The following is a 20,796-nucleotide window of genomic DNA, read 5'->3' on the forward strand; positions in this document are numbered from 1 at the left end:
CCTATGCCTCGCTCTTTCAGGCGGATCACGCTGATCCTCTTTCTCTTTGTCACCTCTGCATATTCCCAGGATACTATCTTTTTCGATGTAGATAAGGTATTTGAAAGAGCGAGGAGATCGGCATTTACCGAAAAGAATAATCAGGATGCCAGAGATATTTGTAAAAAAATACTGGAAAAACATCCTGATTACCACGATGCCCGTGTACTGATTGCCAATACACTTTCCTGGGAACGGCGCTTTCAGGAAGCACGCGCCGAAATCATCAAAGTATTGGAGAAGAAACCCGAATACTACGATGCTGTAACTGTTCTGCTCAATATCGAATTCTGGTCGGGTAATCTTCGTGCCGCACTTCAGGTTGCTAACAAGGGAATTGAACTTTTTCCGAATGAATATTACTTTAAACTCACCAAGGCAAAGATTCTGGATCAGCTGGAAGAATATGATGAAGCGCTGGTGCTGCTGGAAGAGTTGAAAAAACCGAAGAATAAGCCGGGTGGTGCAAACAGCGGGCAGACGGTATTACCTCCCGAGGACGTGATGAATGAGATTGACAAAATGATTCACGACATCGAGTTAAAGCGCAAGCGAAATCACGCCGGTGCAATGTATACCCTTGAATTGTTCAGCGATGTGTATGCCCCCCGACATCTGCTGGAACTCGAAGGCAAGCACCGCTTCGGAAAAACAACGGCCATCGTGCGGGGCTCTGCCGCTCAGCGTTTTGAACGCACCGGATTGATGGGAGAAGCGGATCTCTACTATAAGCTGAACAAACTCACCTATCTGTATCTCAACGGCGGATTCAGCCCTTCTGCCATCTTTCCGAGGTTCCGGTCCGGCTTTGAGGTATATCGCCGTCTTCCGCGCAATATGGACGCCTCCATCGGCTTGCGGTACCTTCATTTTGTACTCACCGGAACCGGAACTAAAGAAATTTTCATTCTAACCGGTTCTGTCGGCAAATACTATTCACACTACTGGTTCGGATTGCGCCCCTTCATTACACCCCGCGGAACTGGAGCCGCTGTTTCTCTGCTGGCCCATGCCCGCCGATATCTACGGGATACAGAGAATCATTTTACGCTAACAGCGGGTTACGGACTCACCCCCGACAACCGTGTTTTTCTGGGAGACAATCCGGAATTCTATCAGGTTAGTGCTCTCCGGCTGGGAGCGGATCTTCAAAAAGTTCTGGCCGATAATTATTTCCTTCTGGCAGGAATATGCTTTGAAACCCAACGCCTGAATAACCTGCCCGGCCTTACTATATTTGATGGAGTTTTTCAACTGGGAATCCGATACCGCTTCTGATGAGAAAAATTATAAACATCCTCCTTCTTTCTGCCTGGGTTCTCCTGAGTTCCTGTGGCGGCAATGCCGCTGAAGGCCATTATAAAACAACAGCCGGCAACCTGTTCGACGACACACAGGTGCATGAATTGCGTTTCTATTTCTACGACGAAAATGGATGGGAAAATCTCTACCGTAATAAAAAATTGCGGGACTCCCTGGAGATGACCCGTTATCTGCCCGTAAAAATTGTAATCGACAGCTTTAAGATCGACTCCGCCGGACTGCGGTTCAAGGGCGAATCTTCCTTCCTCTACACGAAGGGAAACAAAAAGTCCTTCAAAGTTTCACTGGCCCGTTTCAGAAAAGAATCCTCCTATGGTAAGGTGCGAACCTTCAATCTGAACAACTGCTTCAAAGATCCCACCTTTCTGAGAGAAAAACTCATGCTTGATCTTCTCCGCGACCAGGGCCTGCCGGCACCCGCGTCTGCCTTTGTTAAAGTATACGTCAATGACGAATACCTCGGCCTTTATCTGGCAGTAGAAGAAATCGGAAAGCATTTCCTGGATACCCACTTCACCAATCACGATGGTAACTTGTACCTGGGCGAACCGAATGCCCTGCTGCAGGACCTCGGTCCCGACCCCTCCGCGTACCAGAGAAAATATAAAAAGAAACGTACCGGGAAGGATACCACCTATACGGACATTGCCTTATTTATCGGAGAATTGAACCGCGGGTTCAAAAAAAACAAGGACAAGAAGTACATGGAGCACCTCGAAAGCATCCTGAACACCGATCAGTTGCTGAAAACATGGGCCATCTGCAACTTGCTGGCCGACGCCGACGCTTTCAACATGATGTACAGGCATAACTACGCCCTCTACCATGAACCTTCCTCCGGAAAATGGCAGTGGGTAACATGGGATCATAATCTCGCCTTTGCTGCCTGGAATCCGAAATATACCCTGGAGCAGGTATACACTCTTGCTCCGGACCACACGGAAGATTTCGAAGGAGAACATTTCCAGAAGAGGGTGCTGGGGAATTCCTACCTGAGAAAACGCTACCTACGCTACATGGCAGAGCTCGTAAAAGGTCCATTCTCCATTGACCGCCTGGGCGGAAAGATCGATCGCTGGGCCGTGATCATTCGACCGCATGTGGCGGCTGATTCGCTCAAAGCCTGCAGCACCGAAGATTTTGATAAGAATCTGCAGGATCACCTCGGAGATCCCACCGATCCGGGAGCGTTCACCCCGGGGCTTAAGTCTTTTATAATAAAACGCCGTAACCACATTATCCGCGAACTGAAAAACCGGAAAATGTTTGATGCGGAACCAGAAGCCTGATGTTCATGTGCACCGGTTCGATTCTTTTTATACGTGATTTTTTCTTCGGGGCACAACAATTTGTTCCGCGGGAAATTTTACTGCTGGTTGCCATCACGCTGTGCTTTATTGTTCTTTCTGTCTTCTTTTTTCTCTTTATTATCTTTTCAAGGATCAGTAAAAACCGGAAGGAAAAACGGGTCGGAAAACTCCGGAAGAAATTTGAACTGCTCATTACATCCGTCATTTTTGATCCCGAAGACCTGAATCTGGAACAGCGCACCCAGCGCTATAAATTACTGGATCACTATAAAAGGAACTATCTCCGTACCTCTGAATCGCGACAGGTGCTTATTGATGAAATTCTTCATCTCTACCGCGATTTTACAGGCGCTCCTGCCCGTGCTCTCCGTCACCTGTACCTCTCTCTCAGCCTGTATAATGACTCTATTCGTAAGCTGAAAGATCCGCGCTGGCATATTAAAACCAAAGGTGTGAAAGAACTCAGTGCGATGGAAGCAAAACAGGGCTATTCAAGAATATACCGGCTGGTCAATCATTCCAACCCTATTCTTCGCATGGAAGCTCAACTGGCATTAGTCAAAATAATGGATTTCCGCGCGCTTACATTCCTTGACGATACACGGTACCCTATCTCGGAATGGCAGCAGATCAACCTGCTGGGGGTAATGGCTTCACTGGACAGAAACATGAATCTGCCGGACATCAGCAAATGGCTGCGCTCCGCCAATGAATCGGTGATCATTTTTACGCTCAAAATGATCTCCTATTTTTCTCTTATGAATCTCACTAAAGAAGTTACCCGGATGCTAAATCATCCCAGTCTCAAGGTAAGAAAGGCCGTAGTACAAACAATCGGAGACCTGGATGCCGCCTCCGCACTCGGCTTGCTGAAAAAAAGATTTTATAATTATGAGAAAGATTTTAAACTGGCTGTGATCGGTGTTTCACGTAAGATCGCCATTGAAAAAGACTTCCCCTTTTTAGAGTTACAACTGCTGAGCGACGACCGGGATATCAGTCAGGCTACCGCCTACGCACTGGCCGGAAATTCTGACTCAGGGCTGCAACTCCTGAAAGGAATTTATAGTACGTACGCCGACGAACATCTGAAAGGTATTATACGCAACGCACTCCATGAAGCCGAATCATGATTGAGTTTTTCGACATATTATCCAACTTCTTTTATTACGGATTACTGGTGTATTCCTTCACACTGATCAGCTGCTACCTTGTATTGGGAATCATGTCTATCCGCGAATCTGCCCTTTACATGCGCCGCCAGAGTTTTGTTGATTACAAAGCCATCTCGAATTCTCCCATTTCCCCGTCCATCTCCATTATAGCTCCTGCGTACAACGAGGGCCGAACCATCACCGAGAATGTGAAATCGCTGCTATCGATACGCTATAGTAATTATGAAGTGATTGTAGTGAATGATGGCAGTAAAGATGATTCCATGCAGAAGCTGATTCAGGCCTATGCACTTGAAAAATTTCCTTATGCCTATGAAGAACAGTTAAACACAGAACAAGTCAGGGCGGTGTACCGGTCCAGGAACCCGATCTACAGTAAACTATTGGTAGTGGACAAGGAAAACGGTGGAAAAAGCGATGCCCTTAATGCCGGTTTGAATATTTCGCGGAATAAATATGTTGCCTGCGTAGATGTGGACTGCATTCTGGAGCAGGATTCGCTGCTGAAGATGGTAAAACCATTTTTGGATGATGGTGAAGGCCGGGTGATTGCAACAGGAGGGGTGGTGCGCATTGCCAATTCCTGCGTGGTACAGGATGGGAGACTGGTAAAAGTGAACTTGCCGAAAAAGTTACTTCCCAGAGTACAAACATTGGAATACATACGTGCGTTTTTACTGGGGAGGATGGCCTGGAGCAAAATGAACGGATTGCTGTTGATTTCAGGAGCCTTCGGTTTATTCGATAAACGCATTTGTATTGATTGCGGCGGATACAACACAGCAACCGTAGGAGAAGATATGGAACTGGTTGTTCGCATGCGGCGTTATATGCATGCCATGAAACAGCCCTATAAAGTGATTTACATTCCTGATCCCTTGTGCTGGACCGAAGCGCCGGACACGTATAAAATTCTTGCCCGGCAGCGGAACCGGTGGACCCGCGGTACGGCTGAAACCTTGTGGCTGCATAAAAAACTTTTCTTTAACCCTTCTCACGGATTCCTGGGAATGATCAGCTATCCGTACTGGTTCCTCTTTGAATGGCTTGCACCCATTGTAGAATTCTTCGGGATCCTCTACTTCTTTTTCCTTGCCCTGCTGGGATACGTAAACTGGCCCTTCTTCCTGGCCTTGCTGGCCATGGTGTATTCCTTCGCGATCATGTTTTCAATTTTCGCCCTGGTTTCAGAAGAACTGACCTACCATCAGTACAAAAAGAAAAGCGACATCTTCAAACTCATCCTTACCGGTATGCTGGAACCGGTGCTTTTCCACCCGTGGTCCGTTTGGAACGCTATTCTGGGAAATGTTGATCTGCTCACCGGCCGGAAGTCGTGGGGCGAAATGACACGGAAAGGATTTCACAGGAAAGAACCGACGAAGGTGGTAACTCCCGTTTGATTTCCCGGCCAGAAACGTTTCTTAAGACACCCCGGATAAAAAAAGCCCGTCCTTTCAGACGGGCCGGTAATTGTTCAGAAAAATGCGGTTACTCCGCTTTTCTTGTTTCCGCCGAAAATTTGATCAGCACTTCACTTCCCACGCCTTTACTCTCCTCTCCTACCTTGAACGAGGTACGGTCGATCCTGCACTCTCCTTCAAATGTGAAAATGCTCGGCTTCCCCTCACGCCTGGCCTCTCCCACATAATTAAAGTACACATCCACGGGAAGCCGGATGCCGCGCATTGTAAGACTTCCGGAAGTTTTATAACGGAAACTCGGATTTTCAGAAGCCAGTACCCCTTTAGAACTAAATGTAATACTCGGAAAACTGTCCGCTGCAAAATAATCAGACTTGAGCAAATGATCGTCGCGGTCCTTATTCTGTGTGTTGATTGTACGAACCGAAAGAACGAGGTCTACTGAGGAAGTGGAAGGATCACCGGTAAAATGAACAATGCCCGAATCCAGCGAGATTGTTCCCTTGGCGTTGGAAAGCCAGTGGCGTACGTTGAATTCAACGAACGCGTGGGAACCATCGAACGCATACATTCCGCTGAGTGAATCGATGGCGGCGCCCGGTAACACAACAGTGGAATGATCATGCCCCTTATGCTCCTCCTCGCCCGCGGAAACCACCGCAATATGTGGTGCAATCACAAGTGAAACAATAGACATGAGTTTGATTAGAATGTTCATTGACGGACCTGAAGTATCCTTAAAGGGATCTCCTACGGTATCGCCGGTTACAGCGGCCTTGTGAGGTTCAGATCCCTTGTAAAAAGTCTGACCGTTGATCTCTACTCCTTTCTCAAATGATTTCTTGGCATTATCCCATGCGCCGCCTGCATTGCTTTGAAACATTCCCATCAGTACGCCGGATACCGTAACGCCTGCCAACAGACCTCCCAGCACTTCCGGACCAAATGCAAATCCTACAATCACCGGTGTGATAAGAGCAATCAATCCCGGGGCGATCATCTCACGAATCGAAGCCTGCGTTGATATGGCCACGCACTTCTCATATTCCGGCTTGGCCTTGTATTCCATAATACCGGGTATCTCCCGAAACTGCCGGCGGACCTCATTCACCATCGCCATGGCCGCTCTTCCCACCGCAGCAATGGCCAGCGAAGAAAAAATGAAAGGTATCACCGCGCCAATAAACAATCCGGCCAGTACATCGGCTTTGTATATGTCGATATGACTGATTCCTGCTACTCCAACGAATGCCGCAAAGAGAGCCAGTGAGGTCAGCGCCGCAGATGCAATGGCAAATCCCTTCCCCGTTGCGGCAGTTGTATTTCCCACTGCATCCAGATTGTCGGTTCTGCCCCGCACTTCCTTCGGAAGCCCTGACATTTCCGCAATGCCTCCGGCATTATCGGCAATCGGGCCAAATGCATCAATAGCCAGCTGCATTGCAGTAGTGGCCATCATGCCAGCTGCAGCAATGGATACTCCATACAGACCGGCAAAGTAATGCGACACATAAATTCCGGCGGCCAATACAATGACCGGGATAAGTGTTGACTCCATTCCAACTGCCAGACCACCGATCACGTTGGTAGCATGTCCGGTAGATGACTGCCGCACGATGCTGCTCACCGGACGCTTGCCAATGGCAGTATAATACTCTGTGATGAAACTCATCAGCGTTCCCACCACCAGGCCGGTGATAATTGCGTAGAAAATTCCATTTGCTGTGATAATGCTTCCGTCCCGGATAAATGTGAGATCCGCAGGAATCATCCACTGCACTACAAAATAAGAAGCAATTGCGGTGAAGATGATGGACGACCAGTTCCCCATATTCAAGGCATTTTGCACACTGGAGTTCTCTCCCTTGATGCGTACAAAAAAAGTTCCCACAACAGAGAACACCAGCCCCAGTCCTGCAATCACCATCGGAAGCAAAATGGGCCCCATCCCGCCAAACTGATCTTTTGCCTCTATTTCAATTCCCAGAATCATGGTGGCCAGGATGGTGGCAACATAGGACCCGAAAAGATCTGCGCCCATACCTGCCACATCACCTACGTTATCACCTACGTTATCTGCAATGGTAGCGGGGTTGCGAACATCATCCTCCGGTATGCCGGCCTCCACTTTTCCAACCAGGTCAGCGCCAACGTCTGCCGCTTTCGTATATATTCCGCCACCCACACGTGCAAACAAGGCTATGGATTCAGCACCAAGCGAAAAGCCGGCAAGCACTTCAATTGCCGTACGCATGCTCGATCCTGTAACAGCATCGCCGGGTGCAACAAACATATTTGTCAGAACAATAAAGAGTCCACCCAAACCAAGAACAGCCAAACCTGCTACCCCTAATCCCATTACCGTTCCTCCGTTAAAAGAAACAGCAAGCGCTTTAGCAAGCGAAGTTCTGGCAGCGTGTGCGGTTCGCACATTGGCCTTGGTGGCGATCTTCATCCCGATGTAACCTGCCAATGCAGAGAACACAGCTCCAATCACAAAGGCAATGGCTATTACCGGACTTGAGTGTTCCACCAACGTGCCCGACCATCCCAACAGCACTGCCGCAACAGCCGCGAAAACTCCCAGTATCTTCCATTCCGCTTTTAAAAATGCCAGCGCTCCGGCAGCAATATAGCCTGCGAGCTCCTGCATTTTGCTATCGCCGGCCTCCTGCCTGCTTACCCATGCAGACTTAAGACCCATAATAAGAAGCCCAAAAAGACCAACGGCCGGTACAAGGTAAATCACGATTTCATTCATGGTATAAGATATAAACGCTTAAAAATCAGAATACTGAATCCTTTGGTAAAAAACGGGTGCAAACCTACTATTTTTCAGGATATTATCAAAAACCTACCTTTACGCCCCCTTCTAATGACAGCCGACAAGAAAATCAAGATCTTCAATGACCCCATCTACGGGTTTATCTCACTGCCGGGCGGGGTGATTTTTGAATTGATCAACCATCCCTGGTTCCAGCGACTGAGAAGGATCAAACAGCTGGGAATGACCAACATGGTTTATCCAGGTGCCCTGCATACCCGGTTTCATCATGCCCTGGGTGCAATGCACCTGATGCGCGAAACCATAGAAGTATTGAGGGCAAAAGGTGTCCGGATCTCCGAAAAAGAAAAAGAAGCAGCCTCCATTGCAATATTACTGCACGACATTGGTCATGGCCCTTTTTCGCACGCTCTTGAACACAGCATTGTAGAAGGTGTTTCCCATGAGCATATTTCTGATGTTTTCATGCAGAGGCTTAACAAGGAATTTAAGGGGAAGCTCACGCTGGCGATAAGAATATTTAACGACCTGTATCCCAAGAGGTTCATGCATCAGCTGGTTTCTTCCCAATTGGATATGGACCGTTTAGATTACCTGCTGCGCGATAGCTTTTTTACCGGAGTTTCCGAGGGTGTTATTTCATCGGAACGTATAATAAAGATGCTCAACGTGGCCGGAGCCGACCTGGTGGTGGAGGAAAAAGGGGTTTATTCTATCGAGAAATTCATTATCGCAAGGCGGCTGATGTACTGGCAGGTATACCTGCATAAGACGGTGCTGGCCGGTGAGAAAATGCTGGAGAATATACTCTTAAGGGCCAAGGAGTTAGCAAGAGAAGAAGTACCGCTTTTTTCGACTCCTGCACTGGCGTTTTTCCTGGAAAGAAAGGTGAAGAAGAAAGACTTTTATGCCGGCCAGGAGGTGTTGGAGCATTTTGCAGCGCTGGATGATCACGATATTATGGCCTGTGTAAAAGTATGGCAGGATCATCCCGACCGGGTGCTGGCGACTTTATGTAAATGGCTGATAAACAGAAACTTGTACAATATTCGCCTTTCAGACCGCCCGGTTCCACGGAAAGCACTGGTTTCCCAGACCGAAAAGCTACATAAAAAAATGAGATTCAATAAATTACAAGCAAAATATTTTGTTTTCTCCGGGCAAGTGAACAATGAAGCGTACCGTCCGGATTCTGTCAGGATCAATATACTGGGAAAAGACGGCCGTTTGAAGGATCTCACACGGGCCAGCGATCAAGGATATCTCAAAGGACTTAAAGGCAAGGTAAACAAGTACTTTATCTGCTTTCCGCGCTAGATTTTTTCAACATTTCCTGTTGATAATCAAAAGATTCTTGTACCTTTGCCGTCCCTTAAAAAAAGAGGGATATTTTTTTCAGTAATACGCAGAACCGAAAGCTAGTTAAAGTACTATGCCAACCATTCAACAACTTGTCCGGAAAGGACGTAAAAAGTTGCCCAACCGCAGCAAGAGTGCGGCTCTGGATTCGTGTCCACAGCGACGTGGCGTTTGCACGCGCGTGTACACAACTACTCCCAAAAAGCCAAACTCTGCGTTACGTAAAGTTGCCAAGGTGCGTCTCACCAATCAAACGGAAGTGATTGCTTACATTCCGGGGGAAGGACATAACCTGCAGGAACACTCGATCGTGCTTGTGCGCGGCGGAAGGGTAAAGGATCTGCCAGGTGTGCGTTACCACATTGTTCGTGGTTCGCTCGACACGGCAGGTGTAGAAGGAAGAAAGCAACGCAGAAGCAAGTATGGCGCAAAGAAGCCCAAGGCCGGCGCCGCCAAACCTGCTGCGAAGTAATTAATAAGGCAATAACGTAACCGACGGCCACAGCCTTCGGCAATAAATATTTTCAGAATAACATGAGAAAAGCTAGAGCAAAGAAACGGATTCTTCTCCCCGACCCGAAGTTCAACGATACGCTTGTAACGCGTTTCGTGAACAACATGATGTACGATGGGAAACGAGGTAAATCATTCAATTCTTTCTATGATGCGATTTCCATCGTGGAGGAGAAAACCGGGCAGCCCGGGCTCGACACCTGGAAGAAGGCACTCAACAATGTGATGCCTGCGGTGGAAGTCCGCAGCCGCCGCGTGGGTGGAGCTACGTTCCAGATCCCGCAGGAGATTCGCCCTGAGCGCCGGGTGGCACTCGGAATCAAATGGATGATTTCCTATTCCCGCCTTCGCGGTGAAAAATCAATGGCAGCAAAACTCGCCGGGGAGATCATCGCTGCTGCAAAAGAAGAAGGTGCTGCGTTTAAAAAGAAAGAAGATACCCATAAAATGGCAGAAGCCAACAAGGCTTACTCTCATTTCCGCTTATAACCGTAGACGAAAAGGCTAACAGAGATGGCAGATTTAAAATATACAAGGAACATCGGTATTGCGGCACACATCGACGCAGGTAAAACCACCTGCACCGAGCGTATCCTCTATTATACCGGGGTGAATCACAAAATCGGTGAAGTGCACGATGGAGCGGCAACGATGGACTGGATGGTGCAGGAACAGGAACGTGGTATCACCATTACTTCCGCTGCCACCACCTGCTTCTGGAATTACCGCGGAAATAAGTACAAAGTCAATATTATTGACACCCCCGGCCACGTAGATTTTACAGTGGAAGTGAACCGTTCCCTGCGTGTACTCGATGGCCTGGTGTTTCTTTTCTCCGCCGTTGATGGCGTGGAACCTCAATCAGAAACAAACTGGCGCCTGGCCAATAATTATAATGTAACGCGTATCGGCTTTGTCAATAAAATGGACCGTGCCGGTGCCGACTTTCTGAATGTCTGTAACCAGGTGAAAACCATTCTGGGATCTAACCCACTCCCGCTTCAGTTACCTCTGGGTGCTGAAGAAAATTTCAGAGGCGTGGTAGATCTAATCAACAACCGGGCGATCGAATGGAATGAAGCCGATAAGGGAATGACATATAAAGTGGTGGAGATTCCGGCCGATATGAAAGAGGAAGTGGCAGAATACCGCGCTAAACTTCTGGAGCAGATCGCTGAATTCGATGATAAATTAATGGAGAAATTCTTTGAAGACCCGAATTCAATCACTGAAGAAGAGGTTCTCAAAGCACTCCGCCAGGCGTGTATCTCCGGAAAAGTAGTTCCAATGGTTTGCGGATCTGCTTTCAAAAACAAAGGAGTACAAACCATGCTCGACCTGGTTATGGAAATCCTTCCTTCCCCGCTCGACAGAGATAATATTAAAGGTACGAATCCTGATACCGGAGAAGAAGTATCCCGCAAACCGGTAATCACCGACCCCTTCACCGCTCTCGCATTCAAGATCGCAACCGATCCGTTTGTGGGGCGTTTGTGTTTTATACGCGCCTACTCCGGCAAACTGGATTCCGGCTCCTATGTGCTGAATACCCGCTCCGGAAATAAAGAGCGTATCTCCCGTATTTTCCAGATGCACGCCAATAAGCAAAACGCCATTGACTGCCTCGAAGCTGGTGACATCGGTGCTGTGGTGGGATTTAAAGACATCCGGACCGGAGATACCCTCTGCGCTGAAAATTCTCCCATCGTACTTGAGGCCATGAACTTCCCGGAGCCTGTGATCGGTATCGCCATTGAGCCGAAAACGCAGGGCGACCTCGATAAACTGGGAACGGCCCTGAACAAACTTTCAGAAGAAGATCCTACGTTCCGCGTGAAGACGGATGAAGACAGCGGACAAACCATTATTTCCGGAATGGGTGAGCTTCACCTGGAGATCATTGTAGACCGCCTGCTCCGCGAATTCAAAGTGGAAGTGAACCAGGGTGCTCCCCAGGTTAATTATAAGGAAGCGATCACCGGAAGTGTTGAACACCGTGAAGTGTACAAGAAGCAAACCGGTGGTAAAGGAAAATTTGCCGACATCAAGTTTATTGTCAGCCCAGTTGATGCCGACTTTGAAACTACCGATAAGAATAAAGGATTGCAATTCGAGAATGAGATTACCGGTGGTAACATCCCCCGCGAATTCATCCCGGCAGTTGAAAAAGGATTCAAGGCATCCATGGAAAATGGAGTGCTGGCCGGTTACCAGGTAACCACAATGAAGATTACCCTTATTGACGGCTCCTATCACGCAGTTGACTCTGACGCACTCTCCTTCGAAATCTGCGCGAAAAATGCCTACCGTGAAGCGGTTCCGAAAGCAAAACCGGTGCTGCTGGAACCAATCATGAAAGTGGAAGTAATCACCCCGGAACAAAATATGGGTGATGTGGTGGGTGACCTGAACAAGCGCCGCGGACAGATCGAAGGTATGGACAGCAAAGCCGGAGCGCAGGTGATTAAAGCCAGGGTGCCGCTGGCCGAAATGTTCGGATACGTGACACAGCTTCGCACCATTACTTCCGGACGCGCAACATCCACAATGGAATTCTCTCATTATCAGGAAGCCCCGCGTAACATTTCGGAAGAAGTGATCGCTAAAGCCAACGGAAAAAAAGCAGAAAAAGTATAAACACTATACCAAAAAGCATGAGTCAGAAAATCAGGATCAAATTAAAATCGTACGACTACAATCTGGTAGATAAGTCGGCCGAAAAGATCGTGAAGACGGTGAAACAGACCGGCGCCGTGGTGAGCGGACCCATTCCCCTCCCTACCCACAAGCGCATCTATACCGTACTGCGTTCTCCGCACGTAAATAAAAAAGCACGCGAACAGTTCCAGCTTTGCGCCTATAAGCGACTGCTGGATATTTACGCGAACAGTAAAACAGTGGATGCCTTATCGAAACTCGAGCTTCCCAGCGGAGTGGATGTAGACATCAAAGTAGTTTAATCAGTTCTGAAGGTTCATCATTAAAGACATCAATACAATGTCAGGAATTATCGGAAAGAAGATCGGCATGACCAGCATTTTCAATGCGGCAGGAAAGTATGTTCCCTGCACCGTAATTGAAGCCGGCCCCTGTGTAGTAACTCAGGTGAAGACCGTTGAAAAAGACGGGTACAGTGCGATCCAGCTCGCCTATGGCGAGAAAAAAGAAAAACACACGACCAAAGCCCTGGCCGGTCACTTTAAAAAGGCCAACACTACTCCTAAACGCCGTGTAGCCGAATTCAAAGGCTTCAGCGTTGAGAAAAATCCCGGTGATGTGGTCACCGTTGACCTTTTCTCCGAAGGAGAATTTGTTGACGTGATCGGAACCTCCAAGGGAAAAGGATTCCAGGGAGTGGTGAAACGCCATGGCTTCTCCGGCGTTGGCGGACAAACGCATGGTCAGCATGACCGGCAGCGTGCACCCGGATCATTGGGAACGGCTTCCACCGCTGCCCGTGTTCGTAAAGGTATGCGCATGGCCGGACGTACCGGAGGCAAACGTGTGAAGAACATTAACCTGGAGGTGCTGAAAGTCTATCCCGAGAAAAATCTTCTCGTGATCAAAGGCTCCATTTCCGGAAGCAAAGGAAGTTACGTACTGATCGAAAAATAATTCACTGCTCAGAAAACAGTCATGGAAATCGCAGTATTAAAATCAGACGGCAAGAAGAGCTCCAAAAAAGTGCAGCTCAGCGAAGCGGTATTCGGAATTGAACCGAACGACCACGCTATTTATCTTGACGTAAAACAGCACCTCGCCAACCAGCGCCAGGGTACACACAAATCCAAAGAGCGGAACGAGATCTCCGGATCCACCCGCAAGCTCAAGCGCCAGAAGGGTACCGGCGGAGCCCGTGCCGGCAGCATCAAAAATCCGGAGTTCCGCGGAGGAGGACGAATCTTCGGTCCGCGCCCGCGCGACTACTCCTTCAAGCTGAATATTAAAGTGAAGCGACTGGCCCGTGCCTCTGCGCTAACCTATAAGGCCAAGGAAAACAACATCATTGTGGTGGAAGACTTCACCTTCGGTGCAGCGAAAACAAAAGATTATAACGCGTTCCTCGGAGCACTCGAACTGAAAAACAAAAAATCACTGGTGGTGGTGGGAGAAAAGGACAAAAACCTGCACCTCGCCTCGCGGAATATCCCCGGAACGAAAGTGGTGGTGGCCAAAGACCTCAACACCTACGATATCCTCAACGCTGCCAGCCTGGTTCTCACCGAGAATTCAGTAAAAGCAATTGAAAATCTTTTAAGCAAATAACCATGAGCATCATTATCAAGCCGGTTGTTACAGAAAAGATGACGAATCTTAGCGAAAAGCTGGGACGTTATGCATTCGTGGTACAGCAGGATGCCAACAAGGTCCAGATCAAACAAGCTGTGGAGAAACTTTACGGTGTTACTGTGACCGGCGTTAATACCCTTGTGAACAACGGAAAAATCAAGGCGCGCACTACCCGCAGCGGATATGTGTTCGGCCGTGTAAAACGTTACAAAAAAGCAATCGTAACGCTGAAGAAAGGCGAGACCATCGACTTCTTCAGCGGTATTTAAATAATAGAACAAAATGGGACTTAAGAAATTCAGACCCCTGACACCCGGCACACGCTTCAAGACCGTGAACTCATACGATGAGCTCACCACCGACCGTCCTGAAAAAAGCCTGCTGGTTGAACGGAAAAGATCAGGCGGCAGAAACAACACCGGAAAAATGACGATGCGCTACATCGGTGGCGGACATAAGAAAAAATACCGCCTGGTGGATTTTCGCCGTACCAAACACGACGTTCCGGCAGTGGTAAAAACCATTGAGTACGATCCGAATCGTACCGCTTTCATTGCGCTTGTGGTATATAAGGACGGAGAGAAGCGTTATATTCTGGCACCGCAGGGACTAAAAGTCGGACAAACCATACTATCCGGTACCAAGGCAAGCCCCGAAATCGGCAATGCCCTGTATCTGAAAGATATTCCTCTGGGATCCATTGTTCACAACATTGAACTTCGCCCCGGAGAAGGAGGCGGTATCGCACGTTCTGCCGGCGCTTATGCACAACTGGCTTCCCGCGAAGGAAAATTCGCCGTGCTTCGTATGCCTTCCGGTGAACTTCGCCAGGTGCTGGTCTCCTGTATGGCTACTATCGGCTCCGTTTCAAACCCCGATCATAACCTTCAGAGTCACGGAAAAGCCGGCCGCAAACGCTGGCTGGGTCGGCGCCCGCGCAACCGCGCAGTAGCCATGAACCCGGTGGATCACCCGATGGGCGGTGGAGAAGGACGTGCCTCCGGAGGTCACCCCCGTTCGCGCAAAGGACTCAAATCCAAAGGCGCTAAAACCCGTTACCCGAAAAAAGCTTCTAACCGTTATATCATCGAACGAAGAAAGAAATAATTCAACATGGCAAGATCACTTAAAAAAGGTCCGTTTGTAGACTATCATATTCAGGATAAAGTCCTGAAGATGCAGCAGTCCGGCAAAAAAAGCGTTATCAAAACCTGGTCGCGCCGGTCAATGATCACTCCCGATTTTGTGGGACTGACCATTGCGGTTCATAACGGCAACAAATTCATACCCGTGTATATAACGGAGAATATGGTAGGACACAAACTCGGTGAGTTCTCCCCTACCCGCATTTTCCGCGGTCATTCCGGAAACAAGGACAAAGCAGCAGGTGCAATTCCTGCTTCCAAATAATGCAAACCTGAATAATTATGGCAGGAAGAAAAAAAATAATGGCCGACAGATTGAAAGAAGAGCGCAAAACACAGTATTACGCTTTCCTGAGAAACTGTCCTACCTCCCCGGTTAAAATGCGACTGGTAGCAGATCTGATCCGCGGAAAAGAAGTTTCAAAAGCACTGAGCATCCTTCGCTATACCAAGAAGGACGCCGCAGGTAAGCTGGAGAAATTGTTAAGCTCCGCTATCGCGAATTACGAAGCGAAGTCCGGAAAAAGAGCCGACGAAGGAAACCTGGTGGTTACACGCATCCAGGTTGACGGAGCATTTCAGCTCAAGAGGATCCGTCCTGCTCCGCAAGGACGTGCACACCGGATTCGTAAACGTTCGAATCACGTGATGCTCTATGTGGACACAGTAGTAACAAAAACAGAAAATCAAGAATAATCTGAATGGGACAAAAAGCAAATCCGATCGGGAACAGACTGGGTATCATCAAGGGATGGGACTCGAACTGGTATGGTGGAAGAACCTACTCCGAGAAACTCGTGGAAGATGAGAAGATCCGCAATTATATCCGCGCCCGTTTGGCAAAAGGCGGAATCTCCCGCGTTGTTATTGAGCGTACCGGAACCAATAAGCCACTGACCACCGTTACCGTTCATACCGCCCGTCCGGGTATTATCATCGGAAAAGGCGGCAAGGAAGTGGACAAACTGAAAGAAGAGTTGAAAAAAGTAACCAGGAAGGACGTTCAGATCAACATCTTTGAAATTAAGCGCCCGGAGTTGGATGCCCGGTTGGTTGCAGACAGCATTGCCCGTCAGATCGAGGGACGCATTTCCTTCAAGCGCGCCATGAAAATGTCCGTTGCCTCCACAATGCGCATGGGAGCAGAAGGAATCAAAGTAAAGGTCGGCGGACGATTGGCCGGAGCTGAGATCGCGCGGGTGGAAGAATACCGCGAAGGGCGTGTACCCCTGCACACGTTCCGTGCCGACATTGATTATGCCACCGCAGAAGCACATACAACCTACGGACGCATCGGGGTTAAAGTATGGATCTGTAAAGGAGAAGTTTTTGGAAAACGAGATTTATCTCCCAATATCGGAAATGCGAAAGAAAAGAAATCACCCGGCGGATCAGATCGTCCGATGCCCAAAGGAGGCCACGGCGGTCATGGTGGTCACAAAGGAAAACGAGAAGCAAAAGCTGAATAAACTGAACACAATCTAATAAACAATGTTACAGCCTAAGAGAACCAAATTCCGGAAAATGCACAAGATGGTGCCCCGCGGAAACGCAAAACGCGGCAGCACACTGGCATTCGGATCTTTCGGGATCAAAGCCCTGAAAACCTCCTGGGTCACTGCCCGTCAGATCGAAGCGGCCCGTATTGCAATCACCCGTTTCATGAAGCGTGAAGGCCAGGTGTGGATTCGGGTTTTCCCGGATAAACCTATCACTCGTAAGCCCGCCGAAGTAAGGATGGGAAAAGGAAAAGGAAATCCCGAATTCTGGGTAGCAGTGGTGAAACCCGGATGCATTATGATTGAAGCCGAAGGTGTTCCCATGGCTACGGCCAAGGAAGCCCTCAGGCTCGCTGCTCAAAAACTTCCCATCCCGGTTAAATTCGTGGTGAGAAGAGACTACGCTGAAGAAAAAACCGCCTAAAAGTAAAATACCATGAAGGCAAAAGAAATAAAACAAATGTCTACCGGTGACCTGCGCGAAAAGATCACGCAAGAGAAGGAATCCTACGTAAAAATGGCATTCAATCACTCTGTGTCTCCGCTCGACAGCCCCATCCGCCTCCGCATCACGCGCCGTACCATCGCACGGCTGGCAACGGAACTGCGCCTGAGGGAACTCACAGAAAAGGCAAACAAGAAATAATCCTTCCACATGGAAAGAGCACTCAGAAAAGAAAAAGTAGGTCTCGTAACGAGCAACAAGATGAACAAATCCATCGTTGTGGCCGTAGAGCGTAAGGTAAAACATCCCAAATACGGGAAATTCATTAAACGCACGTCTACCTTCATGGCTCACGACGAGAAGAATGAATCTGGAATCGGCGATACCGTCAGAATCCAGGAAACCCGGCCCATCAGCAAATCAAAACGCTGGAGACTGGTGGAAGTCATCGAAAAGGCGAAGTAATTGTTAACGATACAATAACAGAACAATGATACAGTCAGAGTCAAGAGTGGTAGTGGCCGACAACAGCGGAGCAAAGGAAGCCCTTTGCATTCGAGTACTCGGAGGAACCAAGAGACGGTATGCCAGCATCGGCGACAAAATTGTGGTAACGGTGAAACATGCCCTGCCTTCCGGCGGTATTAAAAAGGGAGCTGTCTCAAAAGCCGTGATCGTACGCACGAAAAAAGAAATTCGCCGCCCGGACGGCTCTTACATCCGTTTCGACGATAACGCCGTGGTGCTGCTCAATGCCCAGGATGAACTGCGCGGCACGCGTATCTTCGGACCCGTGGCACGCGAACTTCGCGAAAAACAATACATGAAAATCGTTTCACTGGCACCCGAAGTGCTTTAATTCAAAAAAAAACGGATCATGGCAAAAAAATTCAGGATCAGAAAAGGTGACCAGGTAGAAGTAATCACCGGAGTTTCCAGAGGAAAAAAAGGGAAAGTGATCAGCGTGAACCGCGAAAAGGTGACCGCGTTGGTGGAAGGCATCAATATGGTATCACGGCATACCAAGCCCACCTCCAAAAACCCGCAGGGTGGTATCATTAAAAAAGAAGCCCCGATTCATCTTTCCAACCTCATGCTCATAGACGGAGCAGGCAACGCTACACGCGTGGGAAAAAGAAGGGATGAAAAAACCAACAAACTGGTTCGCTTCTCCAAAAAGACCAACGAAGTAATTGCATAATACAATGGCAGAAAAGAAAACATATACCCCGAGAATGAAATCGGTCTATCGCGACCGGATCGTTTCAGCGCTGAAAAATGAGTTTAAATACTCCTCAGTTATGCAGGTGCCGAAGCTGGAAAAGATCTGTATTAACCAGGGAGTGGGAGATGCGGTTTCTGATAAAAAACTGATCGAAGGCGCCATCAATGAACTAACCGCCATTACAGGTCAGAAAGCGGTTGCTACTTATTCCCGGAAAGATATTTCCAATTTCAAACTGCGCAAAGGGGCCGCTATCGGCGTGCGCGTAACACTGCGCGGAAATCAGATGTATGAATTCCTCGACCGCCTCATTGCTGCTGCCCTTCCCCGTATCCGCGATTTTCGCGGTGTGAATGAAAAAGGATTTGACGGCCGCGGAAATTATACCCTCGGAGTAACCGAACAAATTATTTTTCCGGAAATTAATATTGACAAAGTGAACAAGATTCTGGGAATGGATATCACCTTCGTTACTTCCGCCGGTTCGGATCGCGAAGCGTATGCCCTGCTTCGTGAATTCGGGATCCCGTTCAAAAACGCTAAAAAAGAAAACTAAGAGATGGCAAAAGAATCCATGAAGGCAAGAGAGGTGAAAAGAGCCAAGCTTGTCGCAAAGTATGCCAAAAAAAGAGAAGAACTGAAAGCAGCCGGTGATTTCCTGGCACTCAGCAAACTTCCCAGGAACTCTTCCAAAGTGCGCATGCGCAACCGCTGTAAACTCAGCGGAAGACCCCGCGGGTATATCCGCCAGTTTGGGCTGTGCAGGAATATGTTCCGTGAAATGGCACTCAACGGAAAAATCCCCGGAGTAACGAAGGGAAGCTGGTAATAAAAACAATATATAATTATCCCTTGCGGGGGGTAACATATAAACAAGAAAAAAAATGACAGATCCAATTGCAGACTACCTGACTCATCTCAGGAACGCCATCAAAGCAAAACACCGTGTGGTGGAACTCCCTGCTTCCAATATCCGGAAGTCGATGACCAAAATCCTTCACGAAAACGGATACATCCTGAACTATAAGTTCGAAGAGGATAAAGTTCAGGGCAAAATCAAAATTGCCCTGAAATATCATCCCACTACCCGTGAAAGCGCCATCCGCTCGCTGCGTCGGGCTTCACGCCCCGGACTCCGTAAGTACTCCGGCGCAGATTCGTTGCCCCGCGTACTGAATGGACTTGGTATCGCTATCATCTCCACTTCAAAAGGACTGATGACGAATAAGCAGGCAAAAAAAGATAATGTCGGAGGCGAAGTACTCTGCTATATAAGCTGATCATTGAATAACGATTAAAGACAAACAGTTATGTCACGTATAGGAAATTTACCGGTAAGTATACCCCAGGGCGTTGAGGTTTCGGTGGCTAACAACCTGGTAACCGTAAAAGGAAAAATGGGAACCCTTACCCGCAAGATCGACGGCGCAATTAAAGTGGCCGTTGCAGACGGGAAGGTAACACTGAGCCGCGCAACGGAACAAAAACGCCATAAATCAATGCATGGTCTTTACCGCGCACTCATTGCAGGAATGGTTGAAGGCGTGTCCAAAGGTTTTAAGACAGAACAGGAACTCGTAGGGGTAGGTTACCGTGCCGCAGTGAAGGGGCAGCTTTTGGAACTTACGCTTGGATATTCCCATAACGTGTCCTTCGAACTTCCCAAAGAAATTAAAGTGGCAACAGCACAGGAAAAAGGAAAGAATCCTACCATCACGATGGAGTGTGCGGATAAACAGCTGCTCGGAATGGTGGCTGCCAAAATCCGCTCCCTGCGTAAGCCGGAGCCATACAAAGGAAAGGGTATCAAGTTCGCCAATGAACAGCTTCGCAGAAAAGCCGGAAAAGCGGCAGGTAAATAACAGAACGAATTATAAAGTCATACTACAATGGGTATCACAAGAGAATTCAGAAGAGAACGGATCAAAAAGCGTATCCGTAAAGTGGTCAGCGGCGATTCAGCTACTCCCCGCCTTACCGTATTCCGCAGTAACAAGCAGATCTACGCTCAGCTGGTGGACGACCTCAGCGGAAAAACCCTGGTGGCTGCCGGTTCCGTATCCAAGGAGAATAAAAACTTCAAGGGCAATAAAACTGACCAGGCTAAATCCATCGGGAAAGCCATTGCTGAAAAAGCGATCGCGAAGGGAATCACCAGTGTTCGCTTCGACCGGAACGGATACCTCTATCACGGCCGGGTGAAGGCACTTGCAGATGCTGCCCGCGAAGCCGGCCTTAAATTCTAACTCAACGAACTGAAAGCA

Annotated in this window: 27 protein-coding genes; 26 read left to right on the forward strand and 1 reads right to left on the reverse strand. The window is 48.4% G+C overall.

The window, feature by feature from the left end; all coding sequences use genetic code 11:
* Positions 1-3 precede the first annotated feature (3 nt).
* From IT233_03310 to IT233_03325, 4 genes are read left to right on the forward strand one after another with little or no spacing between them, the layout of a single operon-like run.
* Entirely contained in the window at positions 4-1,317 is a 1,314-nt protein-coding gene (locus tag IT233_03310) for a YaiO family outer membrane beta-barrel protein (GenBank protein ID MCC7301649.1), read from the forward strand.
* Positions 1,317-2,651 (forward strand): CotH kinase family protein, encoded by a 1,335-nt coding sequence (locus IT233_03315; GenBank protein MCC7301650.1) that lies wholly within the window; start codon positions 1,317-1,319, stop codon positions 2,649-2,651. Before IT233_03310 ends, IT233_03315 begins: the two co-directional genes overlap by 1 nt.
* 5 nt (positions 2,652-2,656) lie before the next feature.
* Positions 2,657-3,805, forward strand: a complete 1,149-nt coding sequence (locus IT233_03320) for a hypothetical protein (protein MCC7301651.1) — start codon at positions 2,657-2,659, stop codon at positions 3,803-3,805.
* Positions 3,802-5,250, forward strand: a complete 1,449-nt coding sequence (locus IT233_03325; protein ID MCC7301652.1) for a glycosyltransferase — start codon at positions 3,802-3,804, stop codon at positions 5,248-5,250. Before IT233_03320 ends, IT233_03325 begins: the two co-directional genes overlap by 4 nt.
* A gap of 88 nt (positions 5,251-5,338) precedes the next feature.
* Here IT233_03325 and IT233_03330 read toward each other — a convergent pair whose 3' ends face one another.
* Positions 5,339-8,032, reverse strand: coding sequence for a sodium-translocating pyrophosphatase (locus tag IT233_03330; protein ID MCC7301653.1), 2,694 nt, complete (start codon positions 8,030-8,032; stop codon positions 5,339-5,341).
* 114 nt (positions 8,033-8,146) lie between these two features.
* Between IT233_03330 and IT233_03335 the strand changes: the two genes are divergently transcribed.
* The 22 genes from IT233_03335 to IT233_03440 all read left to right on the forward strand — a co-directional run bounded on the left by IT233_03335 (position 8,147) and on the right by IT233_03440 (position 20,778).
* Positions 8,147-9,373: an HD domain-containing protein gene (locus tag IT233_03335; GenBank protein ID MCC7301654.1), complete on the forward strand. Its 1,227-nt coding sequence runs from the start codon at positions 8,147-8,149 to the stop codon at positions 9,371-9,373.
* A 115-nt stretch (positions 9,374-9,488) separates the two neighbouring features.
* Entirely contained in the window at positions 9,489-9,887 is a 399-nt protein-coding gene (locus IT233_03340) for a 30S ribosomal protein S12 (GenBank protein ID MCC7301655.1), read from the forward strand.
* Between the two features lie 62 nt (positions 9,888-9,949).
* The gene (rpsG, locus tag IT233_03345) at positions 9,950-10,417 is read left to right on the forward strand and encodes a 30S ribosomal protein S7 (GenBank protein ID MCC7301656.1); all 468 of its coding nucleotides are present in this window, start codon (positions 9,950-9,952) and stop codon (positions 10,415-10,417) included.
* 24 nt (positions 10,418-10,441) lie between these two features.
* Positions 10,442-12,565, forward strand: coding sequence for an elongation factor G (gene fusA, locus IT233_03350; GenBank protein MCC7301657.1), 2,124 nt, complete (start codon positions 10,442-10,444; stop codon positions 12,563-12,565).
* Positions 12,566-12,582: 17 nt separating this feature from the next.
* Positions 12,583-12,888, forward strand: a complete 306-nt coding sequence (gene rpsJ / locus IT233_03355) for a 30S ribosomal protein S10 (protein MCC7301658.1) — start codon at positions 12,583-12,585, stop codon at positions 12,886-12,888.
* Between the two features lie 37 nt (positions 12,889-12,925).
* Positions 12,926-13,543 carry a 50S ribosomal protein L3 gene (gene rplC, locus IT233_03360; protein ID MCC7301659.1) on the forward strand — a complete coding sequence of 206 codons (618 nt, stop codon included), beginning with the start codon at positions 12,926-12,928 and terminating at the stop codon, positions 13,541-13,543.
* 21 nt (positions 13,544-13,564) lie between these two features.
* Positions 13,565-14,194: a 50S ribosomal protein L4 gene (rplD, locus tag IT233_03365; GenBank protein MCC7301660.1), complete on the forward strand. Its 630-nt coding sequence runs from the start codon at positions 13,565-13,567 to the stop codon at positions 14,192-14,194.
* Between the two features lie 2 nt (positions 14,195-14,196).
* Positions 14,197-14,487 carry a 50S ribosomal protein L23 gene (rplW, locus tag IT233_03370; GenBank protein ID MCC7301661.1) on the forward strand — a complete coding sequence of 97 codons (291 nt, stop codon included), beginning with the start codon at positions 14,197-14,199 and terminating at the stop codon, positions 14,485-14,487.
* A 13-nt stretch (positions 14,488-14,500) separates the two neighbouring features.
* A complete protein-coding gene (rplB, locus tag IT233_03375) occupies positions 14,501-15,325 on the forward strand; it encodes a 50S ribosomal protein L2 (protein ID MCC7301662.1) in 825 nt (274 codons plus the stop codon).
* A gap of 6 nt (positions 15,326-15,331) precedes the next feature.
* Positions 15,332-15,628, forward strand: a complete 297-nt coding sequence (gene rpsS / locus IT233_03380; GenBank protein MCC7301663.1) for a 30S ribosomal protein S19 — start codon at positions 15,332-15,334, stop codon at positions 15,626-15,628.
* A 17-nt stretch (positions 15,629-15,645) separates the two neighbouring features.
* On the forward strand, positions 15,646-16,059 hold the full coding sequence (gene rplV, locus IT233_03385) for a 50S ribosomal protein L22 (protein ID MCC7301664.1): 414 nt from the start codon (positions 15,646-15,648) through the stop codon (positions 16,057-16,059).
* Between the two features lie 5 nt (positions 16,060-16,064).
* Positions 16,065-16,832, forward strand: coding sequence for a 30S ribosomal protein S3 (gene rpsC, locus IT233_03390; GenBank protein MCC7301665.1), 768 nt, complete (start codon positions 16,065-16,067; stop codon positions 16,830-16,832).
* 22 nt (positions 16,833-16,854) lie between these two features.
* Positions 16,855-17,286 (forward strand): 50S ribosomal protein L16, encoded by a 432-nt coding sequence (gene rplP / locus IT233_03395; GenBank protein ID MCC7301666.1) that lies wholly within the window; start codon positions 16,855-16,857, stop codon positions 17,284-17,286.
* 12 nt (positions 17,287-17,298) lie between these two features.
* Positions 17,299-17,508 (forward strand): 50S ribosomal protein L29, encoded by a 210-nt coding sequence (gene rpmC / locus IT233_03400; protein ID MCC7301667.1) that lies wholly within the window; start codon positions 17,299-17,301, stop codon positions 17,506-17,508.
* A 9-nt stretch (positions 17,509-17,517) separates the two neighbouring features.
* A complete protein-coding gene (gene rpsQ, locus IT233_03405; protein MCC7301668.1) occupies positions 17,518-17,772 on the forward strand; it encodes a 30S ribosomal protein S17 in 255 nt (84 codons plus the stop codon).
* A 25-nt stretch (positions 17,773-17,797) separates the two neighbouring features.
* The gene (gene rplN, locus IT233_03410; protein MCC7301669.1) at positions 17,798-18,166 is read left to right on the forward strand and encodes a 50S ribosomal protein L14; all 369 of its coding nucleotides are present in this window, start codon (positions 17,798-17,800) and stop codon (positions 18,164-18,166) included.
* 18 nt (positions 18,167-18,184) lie between these two features.
* Positions 18,185-18,508: a 50S ribosomal protein L24 gene (gene rplX / locus IT233_03415; protein MCC7301670.1), complete on the forward strand. Its 324-nt coding sequence runs from the start codon at positions 18,185-18,187 to the stop codon at positions 18,506-18,508.
* A gap of 4 nt (positions 18,509-18,512) precedes the next feature.
* Positions 18,513-19,088 carry a 50S ribosomal protein L5 gene (gene rplE / locus IT233_03420; GenBank protein ID MCC7301671.1) on the forward strand — a complete coding sequence of 192 codons (576 nt, stop codon included), beginning with the start codon at positions 18,513-18,515 and terminating at the stop codon, positions 19,086-19,088.
* A gap of 3 nt (positions 19,089-19,091) precedes the next feature.
* On the forward strand, positions 19,092-19,361 hold the full coding sequence (gene rpsN, locus IT233_03425) for a 30S ribosomal protein S14 (GenBank protein ID MCC7301672.1): 270 nt from the start codon (positions 19,092-19,094) through the stop codon (positions 19,359-19,361).
* A gap of 55 nt (positions 19,362-19,416) precedes the next feature.
* Positions 19,417-19,812 (forward strand): 30S ribosomal protein S8, encoded by a 396-nt coding sequence (gene rpsH, locus IT233_03430; protein ID MCC7301673.1) that lies wholly within the window; start codon positions 19,417-19,419, stop codon positions 19,810-19,812.
* 30 nt (positions 19,813-19,842) lie between these two features.
* Positions 19,843-20,394, forward strand: a complete 552-nt coding sequence (gene rplF, locus IT233_03435) for a 50S ribosomal protein L6 (protein ID MCC7301674.1) — start codon at positions 19,843-19,845, stop codon at positions 20,392-20,394.
* Between the two features lie 27 nt (positions 20,395-20,421).
* On the forward strand, positions 20,422-20,778 hold the full coding sequence (locus IT233_03440; GenBank protein ID MCC7301675.1) for a 50S ribosomal protein L18: 357 nt from the start codon (positions 20,422-20,424) through the stop codon (positions 20,776-20,778).
* The last annotated feature ends 18 nt before the right edge of the window (positions 20,779-20,796 follow it).

The sequence above is a fragment of the Bacteroidia bacterium genome (assembly GCA_020852255.1).
Classification (GTDB): domain Bacteria; phylum Bacteroidota; class Bacteroidia; order JADZBD01; family JADZBD01; genus JADZBD01.

What these genes read in the sequence shown, in the direction of transcription:
- IT233_03310 (MCC7301649.1), top strand. Translation starts at nt 4, where the DNA reads ATGCCTCGCTCTTTCAGGCGGATCACGCTGATCCTCTTTCTCTTTGTC.
- IT233_03315 (MCC7301650.1), top strand. Translation starts at nt 1,317, where the DNA reads ATGAGAAAAATTATAAACATCCTCCTTCTTTCTGCCTGGGTTCTCCTG.
- IT233_03320 (MCC7301651.1), top strand. Translation starts at nt 2,657, where the DNA reads ATGTGCACCGGTTCGATTCTTTTTATACGTGATTTTTTCTTCGGGGCA.
- IT233_03325 (MCC7301652.1), top strand. Translation starts at nt 3,802, where the DNA reads ATGATTGAGTTTTTCGACATATTATCCAACTTCTTTTATTACGGATTA.
- IT233_03330 (MCC7301653.1), bottom strand. Translation starts at nt 8,032, where the DNA reads ATGAATGAAATCGTGATTTACCTTGTACCGGCCGTTGGTCTTTTTGGG.
- IT233_03335 (MCC7301654.1), top strand. Translation starts at nt 8,147, where the DNA reads ATGACAGCCGACAAGAAAATCAAGATCTTCAATGACCCCATCTACGGG.
- IT233_03340 (MCC7301655.1), top strand. Translation starts at nt 9,489, where the DNA reads ATGCCAACCATTCAACAACTTGTCCGGAAAGGACGTAAAAAGTTGCCC.
- rpsG (MCC7301656.1), top strand. Translation starts at nt 9,950, where the DNA reads ATGAGAAAAGCTAGAGCAAAGAAACGGATTCTTCTCCCCGACCCGAAG.
- fusA (MCC7301657.1), top strand. Translation starts at nt 10,442, where the DNA reads ATGGCAGATTTAAAATATACAAGGAACATCGGTATTGCGGCACACATC.
- rpsJ (MCC7301658.1), top strand. Translation starts at nt 12,583, where the DNA reads ATGAGTCAGAAAATCAGGATCAAATTAAAATCGTACGACTACAATCTG.
- rplC (MCC7301659.1), top strand. Translation starts at nt 12,926, where the DNA reads ATGTCAGGAATTATCGGAAAGAAGATCGGCATGACCAGCATTTTCAAT.
- rplD (MCC7301660.1), top strand. Translation starts at nt 13,565, where the DNA reads ATGGAAATCGCAGTATTAAAATCAGACGGCAAGAAGAGCTCCAAAAAA.
- rplW (MCC7301661.1), top strand. Translation starts at nt 14,197, where the DNA reads ATGAGCATCATTATCAAGCCGGTTGTTACAGAAAAGATGACGAATCTT.
- rplB (MCC7301662.1), top strand. Translation starts at nt 14,501, where the DNA reads ATGGGACTTAAGAAATTCAGACCCCTGACACCCGGCACACGCTTCAAG.
- rpsS (MCC7301663.1), top strand. Translation starts at nt 15,332, where the DNA reads ATGGCAAGATCACTTAAAAAAGGTCCGTTTGTAGACTATCATATTCAG.
- rplV (MCC7301664.1), top strand. Translation starts at nt 15,646, where the DNA reads ATGGCAGGAAGAAAAAAAATAATGGCCGACAGATTGAAAGAAGAGCGC.
- rpsC (MCC7301665.1), top strand. Translation starts at nt 16,065, where the DNA reads ATGGGACAAAAAGCAAATCCGATCGGGAACAGACTGGGTATCATCAAG.
- rplP (MCC7301666.1), top strand. Translation starts at nt 16,855, where the DNA reads ATGTTACAGCCTAAGAGAACCAAATTCCGGAAAATGCACAAGATGGTG.
- rpmC (MCC7301667.1), top strand. Translation starts at nt 17,299, where the DNA reads ATGAAGGCAAAAGAAATAAAACAAATGTCTACCGGTGACCTGCGCGAA.
- rpsQ (MCC7301668.1), top strand. Translation starts at nt 17,518, where the DNA reads ATGGAAAGAGCACTCAGAAAAGAAAAAGTAGGTCTCGTAACGAGCAAC.
- rplN (MCC7301669.1), top strand. Translation starts at nt 17,798, where the DNA reads ATGATACAGTCAGAGTCAAGAGTGGTAGTGGCCGACAACAGCGGAGCA.
- rplX (MCC7301670.1), top strand. Translation starts at nt 18,185, where the DNA reads ATGGCAAAAAAATTCAGGATCAGAAAAGGTGACCAGGTAGAAGTAATC.
- rplE (MCC7301671.1), top strand. Translation starts at nt 18,513, where the DNA reads ATGGCAGAAAAGAAAACATATACCCCGAGAATGAAATCGGTCTATCGC.
- rpsN (MCC7301672.1), top strand. Translation starts at nt 19,092, where the DNA reads ATGGCAAAAGAATCCATGAAGGCAAGAGAGGTGAAAAGAGCCAAGCTT.
- rpsH (MCC7301673.1), top strand. Translation starts at nt 19,417, where the DNA reads ATGACAGATCCAATTGCAGACTACCTGACTCATCTCAGGAACGCCATC.
- rplF (MCC7301674.1), top strand. Translation starts at nt 19,843, where the DNA reads ATGTCACGTATAGGAAATTTACCGGTAAGTATACCCCAGGGCGTTGAG.
- IT233_03440 (MCC7301675.1), top strand. Translation starts at nt 20,422, where the DNA reads ATGGGTATCACAAGAGAATTCAGAAGAGAACGGATCAAAAAGCGTATC.